Raw genomic sequence first — 15,587 nt, forward strand, 5'->3', positions numbered from 1 at the left:
ACCTTCTTCTAATGGACATTTTCTTGCGCTTCTTAAAAATTTGTCTTAGAGATGACTTCTATTGGACAAATTTTCCGTATTATTTAAGAACTTGTCTCTGTGCTAGCTTCTATTGGACAAGTATTCTTCGTTTCTTAAGAATTTGTCTTTTAGACGCCCTCTATTAGACAAGTTTTCCGCCTTTCTATAAAAATTTGTCTTTGTTTACGCTCCTATCAGGCAAGTTTTTCTTGGTTCTGTAGAATTTGTCTTTTAGACGTCCTCTATTGGACAAGTTTTCCGCCTTTCTATAAAAATTTGTCTTTGTTTGAGCTCCTATCAGACAAGTTTTTCTTGGTTCTGTAGAATTTGTCTTTGAGACACCCTCTATTGGACAATTTTTCCTAGCTCTATAGAATTTGTCTTTCTGCTGGCTTCTAACAGACAACTTTTCCTTGTTTTTTGCAAATTGTCTTTAACCCCACTTCTGTAAGTGTACAAAAAAGCGTTAATCCATAATCTCGGATTAACGCTTACTTAGAGTTCTATAGCTTTAGTTAATTTTGCTGATTCACAATCCCGTAATATACCATATCTTCATATCGCTCATCTTTTTTCACATGGTCGATTAAAATGCCTTCTTTTTTCATGCCTATTTTCTCCATCACTTTACCGGAAGCTGGATTTGAACCGAAGTAACGGGCAAAAACTTTGTGATAGTTTTTTTCATCAAAGGCGAATTGCACCATTGCCCGAGCGGCTTCAGTTGCATACCCATTCCCCCAATACGCTTCCCCGACCCAATAGGCAAGTTCACCCTGCCCTAAATTCACGTTGTTCGAAAGGGCGACTGCCCCATAAAGCTCTCCACTTTCCCTATCGGTTATCGCAAATTCATATGATGTATTCGAATGATAATTATCTATATGATTCTTCATCCATGACAAAGCATCTTCAATGGAATACGGAAAAGGAAGGTATAATGTATTTTTATAAATATTGTAATTGTTGCATAGTGTTGCAACTGCATATGCATCAGACTCCTGAAACAGTCTAAGCAGTAACCTATTTGTAGAAATTGTTTTAGCATGTGAATCAAATACCAATATTCTCCCCCCATTAACTCTACGCTAATAAAACTTAAGCTGAATAAAGTCATCTTTTTTATAATTGGAAGTTCCTTCATCCTCGACCGTTATCCAAGCTCGATCCGCTCTGAAATCCTCATCACTTTCTAAAATACCGGTGAATGTCTCCCCGTTTTCAAGTTCGAAAGCTAATCGTTGTCTCTTATCAACGGTTTTGAATGGTAAGCCCCTCAGAAGATAACCATCTGCATGTTCTTCAAAGATAATTTTTCCGAAGCCCCTTCCGAGCGGGAAGATCTCGTTAGCCTCTGTATCAGGATTATCCATCGTCTCTCCTTCATTTTTGATATAGTCAATGAAATGTTCGGCATCAACAGAGAGCAACTCTTCATATTTTGATTTTTTCGATTCGGTAAATTTAGCTCTATCAAAGTACCGGCCGTTCCCAATTGGTAAGCCGTTATTTGTCGAAAATCCGTAGCCTTCTTCGATTAGGGTTATCAATTGTTGTTTAACTTCATTTGCTTTTTCTTTTTCTATGAAAATTTCCTTCGCTTCTTTTTCTATTATCAAACCCTTTTGATTATTTTTTATTACAAACGATATTTTGCCGCCATTTTTTTGTAATAAGTCTTGCCCCTGTATTGTTGTCACCTGACCGGAATCTGTTTTGTTTGCCAGTTGGTATGTTTTCATTTGGTATGAAGCAATGAATTCGTAGGGACCACATTGTCCTGTATTGCAATTTATAATTGAATAATTAAATTTCACTTTTATATAGCTGTTTCCTAAATCCGATTTCTTGTACTTAGGTTTGCCTGTTAACTCTATACCCTCGGGATAAAATTTCTCTAAATACTCCTTGCTTAACACAGTATAAACTTGTTTATAATCACTGGATAAAGTTGAATAATAAGTAGGTTTAATAATAAGGTGGAGAGCCATAACAAATAAAAAAATTAAACCAAATGAAATGGTAGTCGATAAAATCATCATTCTTTTCTTTTGACTGAAGATTATAACTGTAGCTAAAGTAGTGAATACAAAAAGCAAGAAATAATATACATATATTTCCGATTTTAAAGCCCCTTTTATAAAAAACACTTCTGCCCCATCAGCAGTCATTGATCTATACAGTAATATACACACAGTAACATAAAGGAAAATATAGCTAAGTATTTTTAAATTTTTATTTTTATATGTACCAGTGATATCCTCATCGATGATTTCGATTTTGCTATTTTTAACTGCTTTTTTTTTAATTAGCAAAATCGATAAGATAATGTTGACTACAAAGAAATAAATAAATGCCCCTATGATTAAGAGGTATGCATTCCATTTTTGGTCAGTTTCCATCGTACCTAATAAAGCTACAACAGAAACGGTATAGAAACTTGGTATACTGCAAACCAAAGCTAGAATATTAAAAAATAAGGTTAGTTTCTTCCAAATTGAAGACAATTCTTTTTTAATTAAAAAGCTGATATTCATAGTGTAAAGAATAGTTAATAGAAAAACAGGTAAAAATAACAAAAACATGATATCACTCTCCTTTTCCCTATATTACATCATTAAGCCTAATCGTCAACTGAGACATTTTTACTAGACGATTTATCTATTTCAAGATTTACAGTATATCTAGTGATTAATAAGTTGTTAAGAGTTCATGATTATCAGGTCTGAAAGGATAAATTCTGTTTTTAAAAACAATACTATCTTTATATCAAATTGTTCAGGGGTGAATGAAGTTGACCGTCCTAACGTTGAAGGAATTGGCCTTTATAGAAGATGAAATCCGTGCAGAGGAGATTACGGCAAAAACAATGAATTGGTGTGCATCACAATGTGAAGACGCGGAACTAAGAAAAACACTTGAGGAAATGGCAGAAAAGCATCAACTTAAAATCGCTGAACTTTCCCAATACTTTAACCGCACAAAGAACATTCAATAATTAGCTAAGGGGTGATTTTATGCCGAATAATATGGTAGGTCGTGGATTAACAGATCGTGAAATGCTTCAGCTTTGCTTGGAGCTAGAGAAAGGCCGCTGTCGTAGTATCAGCAATACATTATTAGAAACCACACATCTACAGCTTCGCGAAATTTACGAACATTGCTTTGAAAACGCAAGTTCAAACCAATATAGGCTCTTTGAAATCATGAACCATAAAGGCTGGTATAAAACCGAGCTTGCTTCCAAGGAACAAATTATCAATGTACAGACATTGATGCAAAATAACCTGCATCCAGACAATCAGTTTTAAATGCAAAATGCAGCTTGACTTTAGGAACGTTGACTACTTTTCGAAAAAAAAATGAAGGACACAATTTTAGGCTCATCACAGTGTCCTTCCCAACAGTTAAGAGAAATTCAATTAAATCCTTTATAATCATTAATTCTCCTTGTACTTGTGTGAGCCATCACAGTTAGGCATTCTTTTCGATAGTCCACAAGTACAATCCTTTAGTCCCTTACCATTAAGAATTCTTTCCAAGCAGTTTTCAATTCTTGATATCCTGGTTTTGGATTGTTTGGGTGAAGAAAAATGATGAATGTAGGCTTTTTGCCGTCCTGGTGTTAGTGCTTCAAAAGCCGATTTTAAATTAGGCAGTTCATCAAACTTCAACTGAAGTTCTTCAGGAATATCCAATTCTGTATTCTTCTTATACTCTACTTCCAAACCAGCCTTTTCAACCTCAATGGCATTACGGATATACTCTTTCAAGATAGCTTCCAGTTCAATTATTTGTTGCAGATTGGTGAATCGAATCTGGCGCGCCGCCTGTACATTTTCCGTCTGCTGGATAAGCAGCCCATGTGGGTCCTTTAACAAGGCGCCTTTGTGAAACAGAAGCGCACAATAGTCTTTAAAACCGTGAATTAATACGACGTTTTTTTTCTCAAACGTGTAACAAGGGTGCATCCATTTATATTCTTCTTTCAGCTCACAGTCAAGGACAATACTTCTTAACTTTTCAAATTCCTCTTTCCACTTATTGGTTTTACTTAAAAATTCGTCAACCTTAGGATTCAATCTATTTACTGTCATCAAGGAATTCCCCTTTTTGTTTGATTAGCGCACTATCAAGAATCGTCATTCTTTCATTATTTCAATTTTATATAATAGGGCATTTGTTGCTGTGGTGTAAAGTAGAGGGGTTTTAGTATCTAGAAGCATAGCTAGGACTTTCTATAATTCTAATTTACTTAGTGTTATAGTTAAAGCAGAAGTTTAGAAATTGGTACACCCAGTAAAAATAATGGAGGTCATGAATTGAAAATAGAATCCCCTAGAATTCCAGCTAATTTACCGAGTCGAAGTTTTCACGATATTCTTCTTGAGGAAGACCTGGAATTAGAACTGTGCGAAATACAACATGCAAATTTTGAAAATGAAACCATCCATACAGCTAGATTATCACAAATGACACTTAAAAATTGCCAATTTAATCATACTAATTTTGAAAAGATTGATTTGACTGATGTTACTTTTGAAAAATGTGATTTTTCGAATGCAAATTTAAGCAAGGCATCTATCCACCGTGTAAAATTTATGGATTGTAAACTATTAGGCGTTAATTTTACTGAATCACGTTTTGGAAATGTCCATTTTGAAGATTGTGTCTTAAATCTTTCTATGTTCGGAAACTCCAAGCTTGAGAAAGTAAAATTTAAAAACTCCTTGTTAAAAAATACAGACTTTTATGACTGTAAACTGAAAAATATAGAACTTCAAAATTGCAACATAGATGGAGGGAATTTTGAAGAAACCTCTCTAAAAGGAATAGATTTGAGTTCATCTACTTTTGAAGAACTTCATGTTACCCTCCCTAACTTAAGAGGGTGTAAAGTTTCACCAACTCAAGCAATACAATTCGCAACGCTATTGGGACTTATAGTGAAAGATTAATTTTCAGGTATGGACTAATTAGAGATTTTCTTACACCTACGAAAGCCAATTAACTATTTGCCAAACTATTGTAGAGATTAGTAGACTTTGACCAATCCCGAACAGTAGGCCTGTGACAAAACGAATGAAATTATTGCTTGTTCTCCACTTCCAACGCTGTGTGAATCCATCCATTAATAAAGGGATAACCATAGCGATTGGAATCCAGAGGGGAATACTTACAGATGCCAGCAAAGCAAATGGCATTAATATGTAACCAAGCAACATGGAAAAGCATCTTGTACAAAGAGGCATCGGCTCACCATTTATATATAAGCATCTTTCGGGAAGACGATGGCATGGAATCAATTCTATAAACTCTCTCAAGCTTTTCCCCCCTATTAAGAAGAGCAATCAGGACCACAGTCGCAATCACAATCCAGTATTTCCAAACAATCAACGCAATCAAATCCAGCGGCTCCGCTGTCCGCATATTTAGTTTCTTTATTTTTCTTCTTTTTCCTCTTGTAGTACCTACCCATCATATAAAGGAAATCATCGCTAAAGCAACAATACTACCCCCGATTACATAAGATGATTTAATGATTAAAATAATTCCTGTAGCGAGCAAACTAAGTGAGATGGTTAATCCAACAAAGAACAAAAAACCTGCCTCCTTCATTATTAGCCCACTTTATAATTCTATAAAGTTACCTAATCGATCAATACCATTCCAAAATCTCGATACGATTTCCAAATGGATCGGATACATAAAACCTATTGGCACCCGGAAGACTATTATCCTCAACGATTGGTATACCATAATTCTTTAAGTGGTCCTTTAAAGCCTCGATATTTTCTACTTCGAATGCTGGATGAGCTTTTTGGGCTGGAGAAAAAGGTTCTTCAATACCAATATGGATTTGATAATTTCCAAATGCAAACCAAACTCCACCACGTTTCTTCAGCTCTTCAGGCTTTTCGACCTCTGCCAATCCTAATATCCCGTTAAAAAATGTTCTCGCCTCTTCCTCGCTCCCCTTTGGCGCAGCTAGTTGAATATGGTCGATTGTTTTAAAATGAAAAGACACCCTCTATTCCTCCTTCATATTTCATCTCCCTTACACTTCCAATTTTAAACAAAAAGTTAATATAATGTAATATTATAAATTTTATATTTTCCAATAACTTTTACTTATGACACACTATATTATAAAAGCGTCAACCCCTGTGGATCGACGCTTACCAACCAGTCTCTAGGTTAGTTTTGGATATACTTTTGGAATACGTCCGAGAAATCCTTCTTCTCGTTCTGATCGTATGTTTGCTTCAACCAAGCATTGGCAAGATTAACAATTTTATTGAATTCAAGATTTGTTGGAGTATCTGTATTTCTTGTACCGTAATTTACATCACGCGCAATTAATACGGCTTCTTTTGCAAAATCATTTAATCGAGCATTCTTTTCTTGAATTTGCGAAATAGCTAATAAGGATTTATAAAGATCTGCAATCTCAACACCGAATTTCTTTGCAATATCGATAGAGAACGAATTATGACCAATATTAAACTTGATTTCAAGATCAAGATCGATTGTACCAGCCGTTTCCAGCATTACATTTTCGATGTGATTCTTGTAATAGTCATATCGTTTCAAAACACGTTTTTTACTCAATGCGGAATCTCCATCTAAATGAAGTAAAGCCAAATTTGTAAAACAATATTCGTCGGATTTGGATTTGATCAGGAAGAAAATCTTTTCTCCGTCTTCGGTTAAGATGAAATCATCCGATTCTGTTTTATCATAATCTTCAGGCTTGATGACCTGACCGATATCGCTCAAACCTAATGCATCTCCAACCGCATTCCCTACCAAATTTTTAAACATCCCAATGACCCCTTTCACTGCTTAACATCTAAAATAAGCATAAATTGAAACTCGTGAACTATCAAGAAGGACTTTCCAACTAATTTACATTTGGCCACACATCGTTTCGAGTTTTACTAATATAGGCTTTTATATAAATTCTTTTGAATTTCCTAAACTTGGTAAATCAGATATGGAGAATAAATAATTACATTTTTTCCATTCCGCTGCAAAGATGCTTATTACTACAAAAAAATCTGATGAAATATATTAATTTTTAAATGAAAACTCCGCAATTATACCAAATGTTTATTTTTTTGAAACATAAATTACTATTAAAAGGAGCTTAAATAGTTTCTTCTTAATATATTTTAATTAAAAGACAGGAAAGTTTGGTATTCAACATAGGGTAGTTTTTTCGTAATATTCTCCAGCCATGAAAAAAAGAACATAGTACCTGTTCACAGATAATATGTTCTCGATGTTTTTGGACGATAAGGAACAGGTGCATAGTTGAAGAATACATGATTTTCTTAAACCACTTGAATCGTTTTAATATGCGTTATGTTCGAATAAGCAAACTTAGAATCTGCAAGCACAACTTCTACTATTTTACTGTTGAGATTATTTAGTTTTCCAATATCAGTAATCTTTTCGCCAAGATTGAGTACAACCAATTTGTTTCTAAACTGCTCTAATTGTGAGGAGAAATTGCCAGCATAGGAAGGTTGATTATTTGTTTTTTGATAACTTTGATCTACCATTAAGTCATAAAGTAAATGATTTTCATTATAAGGAATTAACCATTTTAAATGATTGCTGGGAATGAATATGGTTTTGTAAATAGGTGATTCAAATACAAAATAATCCTTCATAACAGATGTAATCGTACCATGTAATGGCAAATCACCAGTAACAAAAATTTCAACATTCTTTCCTTTGGCTTGAGTCAAGATTTGCTTTAAAGTCATATCGTCACTACTCTTTGACGTACCTATACTTGGTGCTTCTGTTGGTAATTGAATATTATCTTCATTATCGAAGTCAATATGGAAGGTTTTAATATGTTCTAGCGGAATATAAACAAACTTTTCCCCATTATAAATTACTAACATCTCACTACTTGAATCAATAAGAGCGCCATTTTTTAATTTGCCGCCTGAAATTTCAATATTTACAATTTCTCTTTTGTAACTTTGCATTAATGCATCCAAGGTTTCCACCCCTTTAGAAACAATGACTACTTTCCATGTCAATGTTTAATTAATAAATGATATATCCAATCAATGAAAATAATGTTCCATCCATATCATCATCTACATTCTTACAAACTTTTTATTATGCTTTTCATTTAATTGGTTATACATCTTTTTTGCACTCTTAAACAAAGAAAAATATTGATTTCTTATAATAACTTTTCCTTCGGGGCTCATGTTTTTGATGGCATTTTGACTTGAATCAATCGTATCCATCATTCTTTCCGCATGTTTCATCAGTGCAAAATATTGTGCTTCAAAAAGTACCTTGTCATCCATTGTTGATTGATGATTTTCCATCTGCAATCTATCTGATGTCTCTTCCGTTTCTAAGGATTGCGTTAAACAAGGAATAGTCATAAGATTCTCCCGATCTCTTTCATGCTGCATTGGAGAAATTGAATGGGTAACGGATTCAAAAGATACATTGTCGGTTTCAAAGGATTGTTTAATCTTATGTTTTGACAAAGACCCAATTAAATTGAATTTCTTGTTCAGTAAAGTGCCACCCACATCGCAGTGCTGAGCACTTTGCGTAATAGTAGATTGGGCTAATATTTCACTGTCACTATTCATCAAACTATTAGAGCCAACCTCAACTTCGGTACAATCCTTTTGATTAAAGTTGGGGTCTAATTTTTCACACAGTTCTTTCTCATTTAGATATTCTTTATTGTCGTGGCTCTCATGAGTGAACAAATCTTCCTGTTCTGCATTAGGTACTACCGAAAATTTATCTGTTAACATTTCATTTTGTTCAGTCACAACTTCTTCAATTGTTTCTTTTGTTTCTAAGTCTGTACTTTTGTCTTCAACATGACATAGAGGTTGTAAGTCACTATTGAGTTGATCGTCTATTTCATTTTCTTCAGGTTGTTGAATGAACTTTTCCTCTATAACTTCCTTAGTCTCGAGGTCGGGTTTAAAACTTGTTTTGGTTTCATTTACTATTTCATTTTCCACTTTTTTCACAGCTATCAGTTTAAGTTCTGCATCATTAGAAACCTTAATTTTACTTTCTGCACTGGTACTCAATACAACTTCATTTATCTCTGGTTGGCTACTATCATTCGATTCAAAATAAACATTTTCTTGACGGTTATCAAGCCCATTTTCCACACTTGGTTTTTCAAGAGAACTCATAGGTGAATTTCCATCACTTTTTAATACTCTGTATTCATTGATGGATAGTTCCGTCGCTTTCATCTCTAACAAATTTATCTCATGTATATTTTCTTCACTGGAACTTGGGTTCTTTTCCAAAAAAGAACTCTCAGCTATCTTATCCTGTAATGGTTCAAGATTTAAGGGGATTAAAATAGCTGGAGTTTCTATTAGTGGTTCGGTCTTCTGTTTTACTGTTTTCCCAAGTTCTGGTGAATTATCCCTTTGTATTTTCTCTTGTTCATAAATTCCATCAAATACATTGAAAATAGAGGAATAATTTATGAAATGTAATTCATCTCGATTAACTAGCATAATACAATCTTCAGAGATGGAAATGAGCAAACCTTCAAATAGTTTGTCATACATCCCGTTGATTGTAATAATGTTATATTTCATGGAGTTTAGAACATCTGTTAAATGATTTTTATCGATAAAAGCTGGAATTTGTCTTGCTACTCGGTTATCTTTCGCATTTTTTGATATTCCATATAATTGTTTTAATGCAATGTAAAAAATTCTTTCATTTGCGTCAACTACAAGGTGATCTTCTTTAACCGCTATTAGAGTACCTTCTATAAATTGATTGTCACTAAAAAACAAGCGAACTACTGCACCTTTGAGTCCCCGTATTGATTGTTTCAAATCTTTTATCATCAACCGGGGCCCTCCTTTTCTTTCTTATTATCCTTAACGGTATTTAAGGTTAAATTAATAAATTATTGCTTTTCTTACTTCTGCTCATTGGAATTATTATTTGAATTCGAATTGTTGTTTGCATTCGCTGCTTCAGTTAGTGTCGGATCTTCTACTTTTAATACCGAGTAACTTAGACTACGTACATGGAACATAGAAAGTCGAACAATTTCTTCATTTTTAATTACAACAATAAAGTCATTGTTAGCTTCAAATAAAATACCTTCGATTTTCTCAGGACCGCCACGGTTAATTTTTACCCATTGATATCTCATGTTGTCTAACACTTCTCTAAAAATTGGATCCTGAATGAATTCAAAATTCTCGCTATCTGGAGCTGTAAGAGATACATATAAGTTTTTTCTAGCATCTTGAGAAATGCTTTTTATGTGTTGTGTTTGGTAATAAATAACAGAAAAATCTTTAAAACCGACTACTTGACTCCCATTGTTCTGATTACCATTCTTAAAATCTTCTTCTGATAGATACTCTCCATTGTTACCTTGCTTAACCAGATAAACTGGTTCTTCAACTAATACGGCGATATAGTCATCACCAGCATGCAATAATAAACCAACGCTTGATTCTGGTCCACCTCTGTCAACACGAATGACTTTTCCAACTAACGGAAGAACATTTCCTTTATTCATCGTTTTGCCTCCTAAATTTTTAGTCAAATTATCTATATGTCTCTAGAACAATACTTTTTAGTCAATCGCCTATTTCCACAAAATATGTTGGGGTCTATTAGATAAAAGGGCCAATAAACTAATTATGAAAAGAAAATTTTATTTAGCTGGATGAAGATAAATTTTTATTTCACAACTTACTTAATTTGCATTTTTTCTATCCGCTATTTCCCCTTATAATCCTGATCATTTGCAATTTAACCAGCCAGCCTTTTGCAGAAAATACCAATTAACCTTACACGGGCGAGATCCTCAATTGTTCCCTTTTCATCAACTTAGAGTAGCATTTGATGTTCTATTTCCTTGACTAATCATAACTGCTGCGAATACGGAATTTACAGTCAACCACTATTCAATAAAGCTTATATCGTACATTAAATTTTATGGTGATATATCGAAAATGGTTCTTCTATCGGTCTTAATTTGCCTAACACTCTTGATTACCATATGAAATTCTAAAAAACTTTCTTTACTCTAGAAGTTCAAATTCGTATCACTTCTATCTTCATCGAGCCAAAAAATACATATTGTTCCCATAGGCTTTGATTTGAATAGCTATTTATCTTGTTCATTTACACCAGCAGGTAAATTTACTTGTCAGTTATAAGTCTTTTTGTTTAAATACTCTCAAAATTCTTCTAAATACTAGTTAAAAGAACCGAAATTTCAATACTAGAAACATATAATTAATATAGAGAAATAAAAAATTAAGGAGGGAGGAAATAATTGAACATTTTTTCTAATTATTTTGTGAGCCTCGGGGATTATCGAAAACAAGCCAAAAAGAAAGGGAGAATTATATGCACTCAATGGTTTTGATAACCATTGCCACCTTTTTATTAACTCTATTATTTATCCTTTGGAGACCAAGGGGAATAAACGAAGCAATACCCGCTACTATAGGTGCAGTCATTGTAGTACTCACCGGCAGTGTCTCCCTAAGTGATCTCGTCATTATAACAGATACAATAACTGACGCAGCAATTACAATTATGGCAACAATCGTTATGGCAATTGTCTTAGAAAGCTTTGGCTTTTTTTCATGGGTGGCAGAGAAACTTGCAGAAAAAGCTAAAGGATCTGGTATACGACTATTTTGGTATGTAAATTTATTAAGTTTTCTCATGACACTATTCTTCAACAATGATGGCAGTATTTTAATCACTACTCCGATCCTAATAATGCTATTAAATAATATGGGGCTAAAAAACCATCAAAAAATACCATATCTACTTTCGGGTGGTTTAATTGCAACAGCTTCCAGTGCCCCAATAGGCGTTAGCAATATAGTAAATCTAATTGCCCTCAAAATAGTAGATATGAGCTTATACGCCCATACTGCAATGATGTTTGTTCCAGCAACGCTAGGTTTATTATTATTAGTTTTTCTACTGTTCCTACGATTTAAAAAAGTCTTGCCCAACACCATTCCAACTAATGTAAAGGGTTTATCATTACCTTCCTATCATCCACTAAAGCAAAATTTGTCTCAATTCACAGAAAAGAATCGCTCCAAATTCATGCGTAATATACTAATATTCGTATTAATAGTACGTTTAAGTCTTTTTCTAGCTTCTTATCTGGATATTCCAATTTCCACAATGGCTGTACTAGGATCCCTTGTACTGTTGTCTTGGAGGTGGATTTACCTTAAAATTTCACCTATCGATATGCTAAAGAAAACACCATGGTATATTATCGTTTTCGCTTTTAGCATGTATGTCATAATTTACGGTTTAAATAACATCGGATTAACAGAATGGCTAATTGGATTTATGAGTCCTATGGTTACAGGGAACCTTCTAAACACCAGTGTATTGATGGGACTATTACTAACTGTTTTATCGAATATTTTCAACAACCATCCAGCCCTTATGGTAGGAACCATGACTTTAACCAACATGCCACTTGATGCACTATCTCTAAAAGTCGCTTATCTGGCAAACGTAATTGGCAGTGATATCGGCTCTTTAATTTTACCGATAGGTACTCTAGCTACGTTACTTTGGATGCATATTATCAGGGATGGTAAAGTTCGAATTACCTGGTGGGAGTATATTAAAGTAACGATAGTAGTTATACCTCCGACATTAATATTTACATTGGTAGTTTTATACTTTTGGGTTACCTGGCTGTTTTAAATCGAAAATACAATAAGTTATTTTTTAGATTTTGAGAGATAATTTATTTGAATAAGAGTGGGATTCGAGGAGCAAAAAAACAAGGTGTAGAGTAATAGCTTCAGAAAGTTAAATAAAAAGATAGCTTCAATAGAGGATTGAATTTGGTAGTATACCGAAATCAATCCTTTAATTTCTTTGTAATATGTTTAGGATTCGCTTTAAAAAACAACAAACGGTGTACAAATTATAAAAAATGTTATCTTTAATAAGAATCTGCTTTCTTCCAGTTTTCTTTAAGCAGAAGTACACCAATTAAACCTATCATGGAGAACAGTATGGGTGTTATAAAACCATAGAAGTAGCCGTCCCCTATATTCCCTGAAGAGATTTGAAATATATCTAGTATTTTCCCAAAAATGCTTGGCAACAACACAGCACTTAAGAAGCCCCCAGTATTTGCAAAACCCGAGACTAGTCCAGACTCCTTGATGGGAAAGGACAGTCGAACTGCAGAGAAAGTTAATGAATTCGAGCCAAATCCAAAGCCGATGATAAAGAAAAGCATGATGAGTAATGCATATGGTGGTTGACCTTTATATAAGAGAAAAATAGACCAGCAAAATAAAATAATGATATGGAATACTACATATGGCTGTTTAATTTTATTCAATCTACTTGACACCCAGCCAATTAGAGGGGCACCAATGAGCGCACCAACAAGACTTATCATAATGAGCTGGCTTGCTTCAAAGCGTGACATTCCATATAGATCCATCCCATAGGGTACTGCCCATGAACCGATAAATCCTATATATCCCCCGACAACCCCAAAGTGACACATGAATAAAGCCCAAGCTTGCCTGCTTGAAAAAATTCTGCGCAACAAGTCCAGTGTTCTTTCACTCTGTTTTTCACGTTTTTTTATAAATGTTTGGTTTGGCTTTTTTACGAGGACAAAATAAAGAAGAATTCCAATTAAGCATAATAGAACACCTGCTGAAAAAAAGGAATTCCTCCAACCCACAGAATCTATGAATGCCGAGAGTGGGACTGTTGCTAATAGAAAACCAAGGCTGCCAGTCATTCCTGCTACACCGATTAATTGAGCAAACTCCTTAGCATTAAACCATTGACTTAAAATCAATACTAAACTGACCCATATGGTTGCATCTCCTATACCCGTCAAAACTCTCGCCAGGAATAGGACAACCTCATGAGTGCTTAGACTATAAGCAACTGTACCAACACCTGTAAGAAGTGCACCGGTAATAAGAAAAAGATTGGGGCCATAGCGATCAACGAGAATCCCCATAGGAATCTGCAAACTTGTATAGACGAAAAATTGTATACTTGCCAGCAACCCAATCGTTGTAGCCGTTACATTAAAATCACCCATAATTTGGTCTGTAATCAGACCTGGTGCTGTTCTTTGACTGGCCATTATTAAATAGGCAAATATGACAGAAGCAAAGATTACCCAGCGGAATGCACTATTTTGTTTTTCCAATGATCCCTCTCCTGTTAACTTTTCTATATATATATGTCAGGACTTAAAAGTCGGAACCCTTTCATGCTTTCTTGCCTCAAACAAATATAAAATGCTTTGATAAAGTTGTTATCGTTTATGAAAATAATTTTAAATCAGCTTATTCCCTGCTAAACCCCAAACAAAAAGCATCAATCCTCTTATTTGGGATTAATGCCTAATTTTTGCAACTCAATTCTCATTACTACTTAATTGAATCGGCTACCTCTATCAAAACTTTTACTGTGTCCTGGTTAGCGACTTTTTTATCAAGTCCTATTTGGTACTGTAAGTTATTTTGTTCAAAAACCAAATAAGTAAATAGATGATCCTCAAAATAGATTCCATTCTTCCCATCGTGCAATCTATAAATTTCACCATCAAAATGGGTTTCTTCTTTTCTTATTTCAATTTTAAATTGATTGCCTTTAAGTTTTCTATTTACATAAAGTATTTCTAGGATATTATTCTTTATACCATTTTCATTATTAAGCGAGCCAAATTCATGTGTAAATGGTATCTTTGGCATCAATGTGGGTAATTTCACCTCAAAGTTGCAATCCTTTTCAAATTCCTTGATCGCCTCATTTACCGTTTTATAGCCTACTCTTCTTGAATGGTCTTCAAAATACGAATCCGTAAGTCGGGGAATTGCCAAAACCGAGCCTCCACTAATATCTAGAAATAAAAAAATTACTATAAAGAATATCGAATTACGATATATGGCCAAAGAATTCACACCCTAATTGCTTTTAAGGTTTAGTCTATCCAAAACAGTAAAAATCATCCTTATTGTTTTTAATTGCAAGTCATTATAACTATTAGCCTATACAAAAAAGAGGACTAGTGTTGATATTCGTTGTACCAAAACTTGTCCCCCGATATTTTTTTATATAAGCTTCGTTACATATCTAGATCTGTAAAAGCATATGGAAGTAATTCCTTTAGTGATAATTCCAGGATTTCTTTTTTCTCATTTGTTAAATAAACTGGCATCTCGGGTAAACAAAACTCAGCCAAAACTTGTCGGCAAATGCTGCAAGGTGGAAGAAAATCTACTGTATCCCCCGCTACAGCAATCGCCTGAAAATCACCTTTTTTATAGCCATTTGCAACAGCAGTAAATATAGCGGTTCTTTCAGCACAATTCGTTGCCCCCAACGACACATTTTCTACATTTACACCATTCGTCACAGTACCATCTTTTAATAGCAAGGCTACTCCCACGGGGAATTTTGAATAAGGTACATAAGCATTTTGCTTCATCTTCCGTGCACTTTCAACCAATTGCTCTTTATTCATAATATCC

17 protein-coding genes are annotated in these 15,587 nt (G+C 34.2%); 4 read left to right on the top strand and 13 right to left on the bottom strand.

The window, feature by feature from the left end; all coding sequences use genetic code 11:
• Positions 1–536 precede the first annotated feature (536 nt).
• A complete protein-coding gene (locus QYB95_RS04210) occupies positions 537–1,085 on the bottom strand; it encodes a GNAT family N-acetyltransferase (protein WP_301136891.1) in 549 nt (182 codons plus the stop codon).
• 24 nt (positions 1,086–1,109) lie between these two features.
• A complete protein-coding gene (locus QYB95_RS04215) occupies positions 1,110–2,606 on the bottom strand; it encodes a hypothetical protein (RefSeq protein ID WP_301136892.1) in 1,497 nt (498 codons plus the stop codon).
• A gap of 209 nt (positions 2,607–2,815) precedes the next feature.
• Here QYB95_RS04215 and QYB95_RS04220 point away from each other — a divergent pair, with 209 nt between their 5' ends.
• Positions 2,816–3,019, top strand: a complete 204-nt coding sequence (locus QYB95_RS04220) for a hypothetical protein (RefSeq protein WP_301136893.1) — start codon at positions 2,816–2,818, stop codon at positions 3,017–3,019.
• A gap of 19 nt (positions 3,020–3,038) precedes the next feature.
• Positions 3,039–3,332, top strand: coding sequence for a spore coat protein (locus tag QYB95_RS04225; RefSeq protein WP_301136894.1), 294 nt, complete (start codon positions 3,039–3,041; stop codon positions 3,330–3,332).
• Positions 3,333–3,461: 129 nt separating this feature from the next.
• Here QYB95_RS04225 and QYB95_RS04230 read toward each other — a convergent pair whose 3' ends face one another.
• On the bottom strand, positions 3,462–4,118 hold the full coding sequence (locus tag QYB95_RS04230; RefSeq protein WP_301136895.1) for a DUF1801 domain-containing protein: 657 nt from the start codon (positions 4,116–4,118) through the stop codon (positions 3,462–3,464).
• Positions 4,119–4,343: 225 nt separating this feature from the next.
• Between QYB95_RS04230 and QYB95_RS04235 the strand changes: the two genes are divergently transcribed.
• Positions 4,344–4,979, top strand: a complete 636-nt coding sequence (locus QYB95_RS04235) for a pentapeptide repeat-containing protein (protein WP_301136897.1) — start codon at positions 4,344–4,346, stop codon at positions 4,977–4,979.
• A 36-nt stretch (positions 4,980–5,015) separates the two neighbouring features.
• On the opposite strand, the gene QYB95_RS04240 is transcribed toward QYB95_RS04235, so the two are convergent.
• The 7 genes from QYB95_RS04240 to QYB95_RS04270 all read right to left on the bottom strand — a co-directional run bounded on the left by QYB95_RS04240 (position 5,016) and on the right by QYB95_RS04270 (position 10,591).
• Entirely contained in the window at positions 5,016–5,345 is a 330-nt protein-coding gene (locus QYB95_RS04240) for a DUF2085 domain-containing protein (RefSeq protein WP_301136899.1), read from the bottom strand.
• Between the two features lie 154 nt (positions 5,346–5,499).
• On the bottom strand, positions 5,500–5,640 hold the full coding sequence (locus QYB95_RS04245; protein ID WP_301136900.1) for a hypothetical protein: 141 nt from the start codon (positions 5,638–5,640) through the stop codon (positions 5,500–5,502).
• A 40-nt stretch (positions 5,641–5,680) separates the two neighbouring features.
• Positions 5,681–6,049, bottom strand: coding sequence for a VOC family protein (locus QYB95_RS04250; RefSeq protein WP_301136901.1), 369 nt, complete (start codon positions 6,047–6,049; stop codon positions 5,681–5,683).
• A gap of 170 nt (positions 6,050–6,219) precedes the next feature.
• Positions 6,220–6,846, bottom strand: coding sequence for a PH domain-containing protein (locus QYB95_RS04255; RefSeq protein WP_301136903.1), 627 nt, complete (start codon positions 6,844–6,846; stop codon positions 6,220–6,222).
• A gap of 512 nt (positions 6,847–7,358) precedes the next feature.
• Complete coding sequence (locus QYB95_RS04260) at positions 7,359–8,039, bottom strand: DUF2642 domain-containing protein (RefSeq protein ID WP_301136904.1); 681 nt, start codon at positions 8,037–8,039, stop codon at positions 7,359–7,361.
• A gap of 102 nt (positions 8,040–8,141) precedes the next feature.
• Positions 8,142–9,902, bottom strand: coding sequence for a DUF2642 domain-containing protein (locus tag QYB95_RS04265; RefSeq protein WP_301137058.1), 1,761 nt, complete (start codon positions 9,900–9,902; stop codon positions 8,142–8,144).
• A 74-nt stretch (positions 9,903–9,976) separates the two neighbouring features.
• On the bottom strand, positions 9,977–10,591 hold the full coding sequence (locus QYB95_RS04270; RefSeq protein WP_301136905.1) for a hypothetical protein: 615 nt from the start codon (positions 10,589–10,591) through the stop codon (positions 9,977–9,979).
• An 839-nt stretch (positions 10,592–11,430) separates the two neighbouring features.
• Between QYB95_RS04270 and QYB95_RS04275 the strand changes: the two genes are divergently transcribed.
• Positions 11,431–12,771, top strand: a complete 1,341-nt coding sequence (locus QYB95_RS04275) for an arsenic transporter (protein ID WP_301136906.1) — start codon at positions 11,431–11,433, stop codon at positions 12,769–12,771.
• Positions 12,772–13,015: 244 nt separating this feature from the next.
• Here QYB95_RS04275 and QYB95_RS04280 read toward each other — a convergent pair whose 3' ends face one another.
• The 3 genes from QYB95_RS04280 to QYB95_RS04290 all read right to left on the bottom strand — a co-directional run bounded on the left by QYB95_RS04280 (position 13,016) and on the right by QYB95_RS04290 (position 15,580).
• On the bottom strand, positions 13,016–14,260 hold the full coding sequence (locus QYB95_RS04280) for an MFS transporter (protein ID WP_301136907.1): 1,245 nt from the start codon (positions 14,258–14,260) through the stop codon (positions 13,016–13,018).
• Between the two features lie 223 nt (positions 14,261–14,483).
• Positions 14,484–14,936: a carbon monoxide dehydrogenase gene (locus QYB95_RS04285; RefSeq protein WP_301136908.1), complete on the bottom strand. Its 453-nt coding sequence runs from the start codon at positions 14,934–14,936 to the stop codon at positions 14,484–14,486.
• Between the two features lie 245 nt (positions 14,937–15,181).
• Positions 15,182–15,580: a cytidine deaminase gene (locus tag QYB95_RS04290; protein WP_301136910.1), complete on the bottom strand. Its 399-nt coding sequence runs from the start codon at positions 15,578–15,580 to the stop codon at positions 15,182–15,184.
• Positions 15,581–15,587: the final 7 nt, after the last annotated feature.

This window comes from Ureibacillus aquaedulcis (assembly GCF_030418165.1).
GTDB lineage: Bacteria > Bacillota > Bacilli > Bacillales_A > Planococcaceae > Ureibacillus > Ureibacillus aquaedulcis.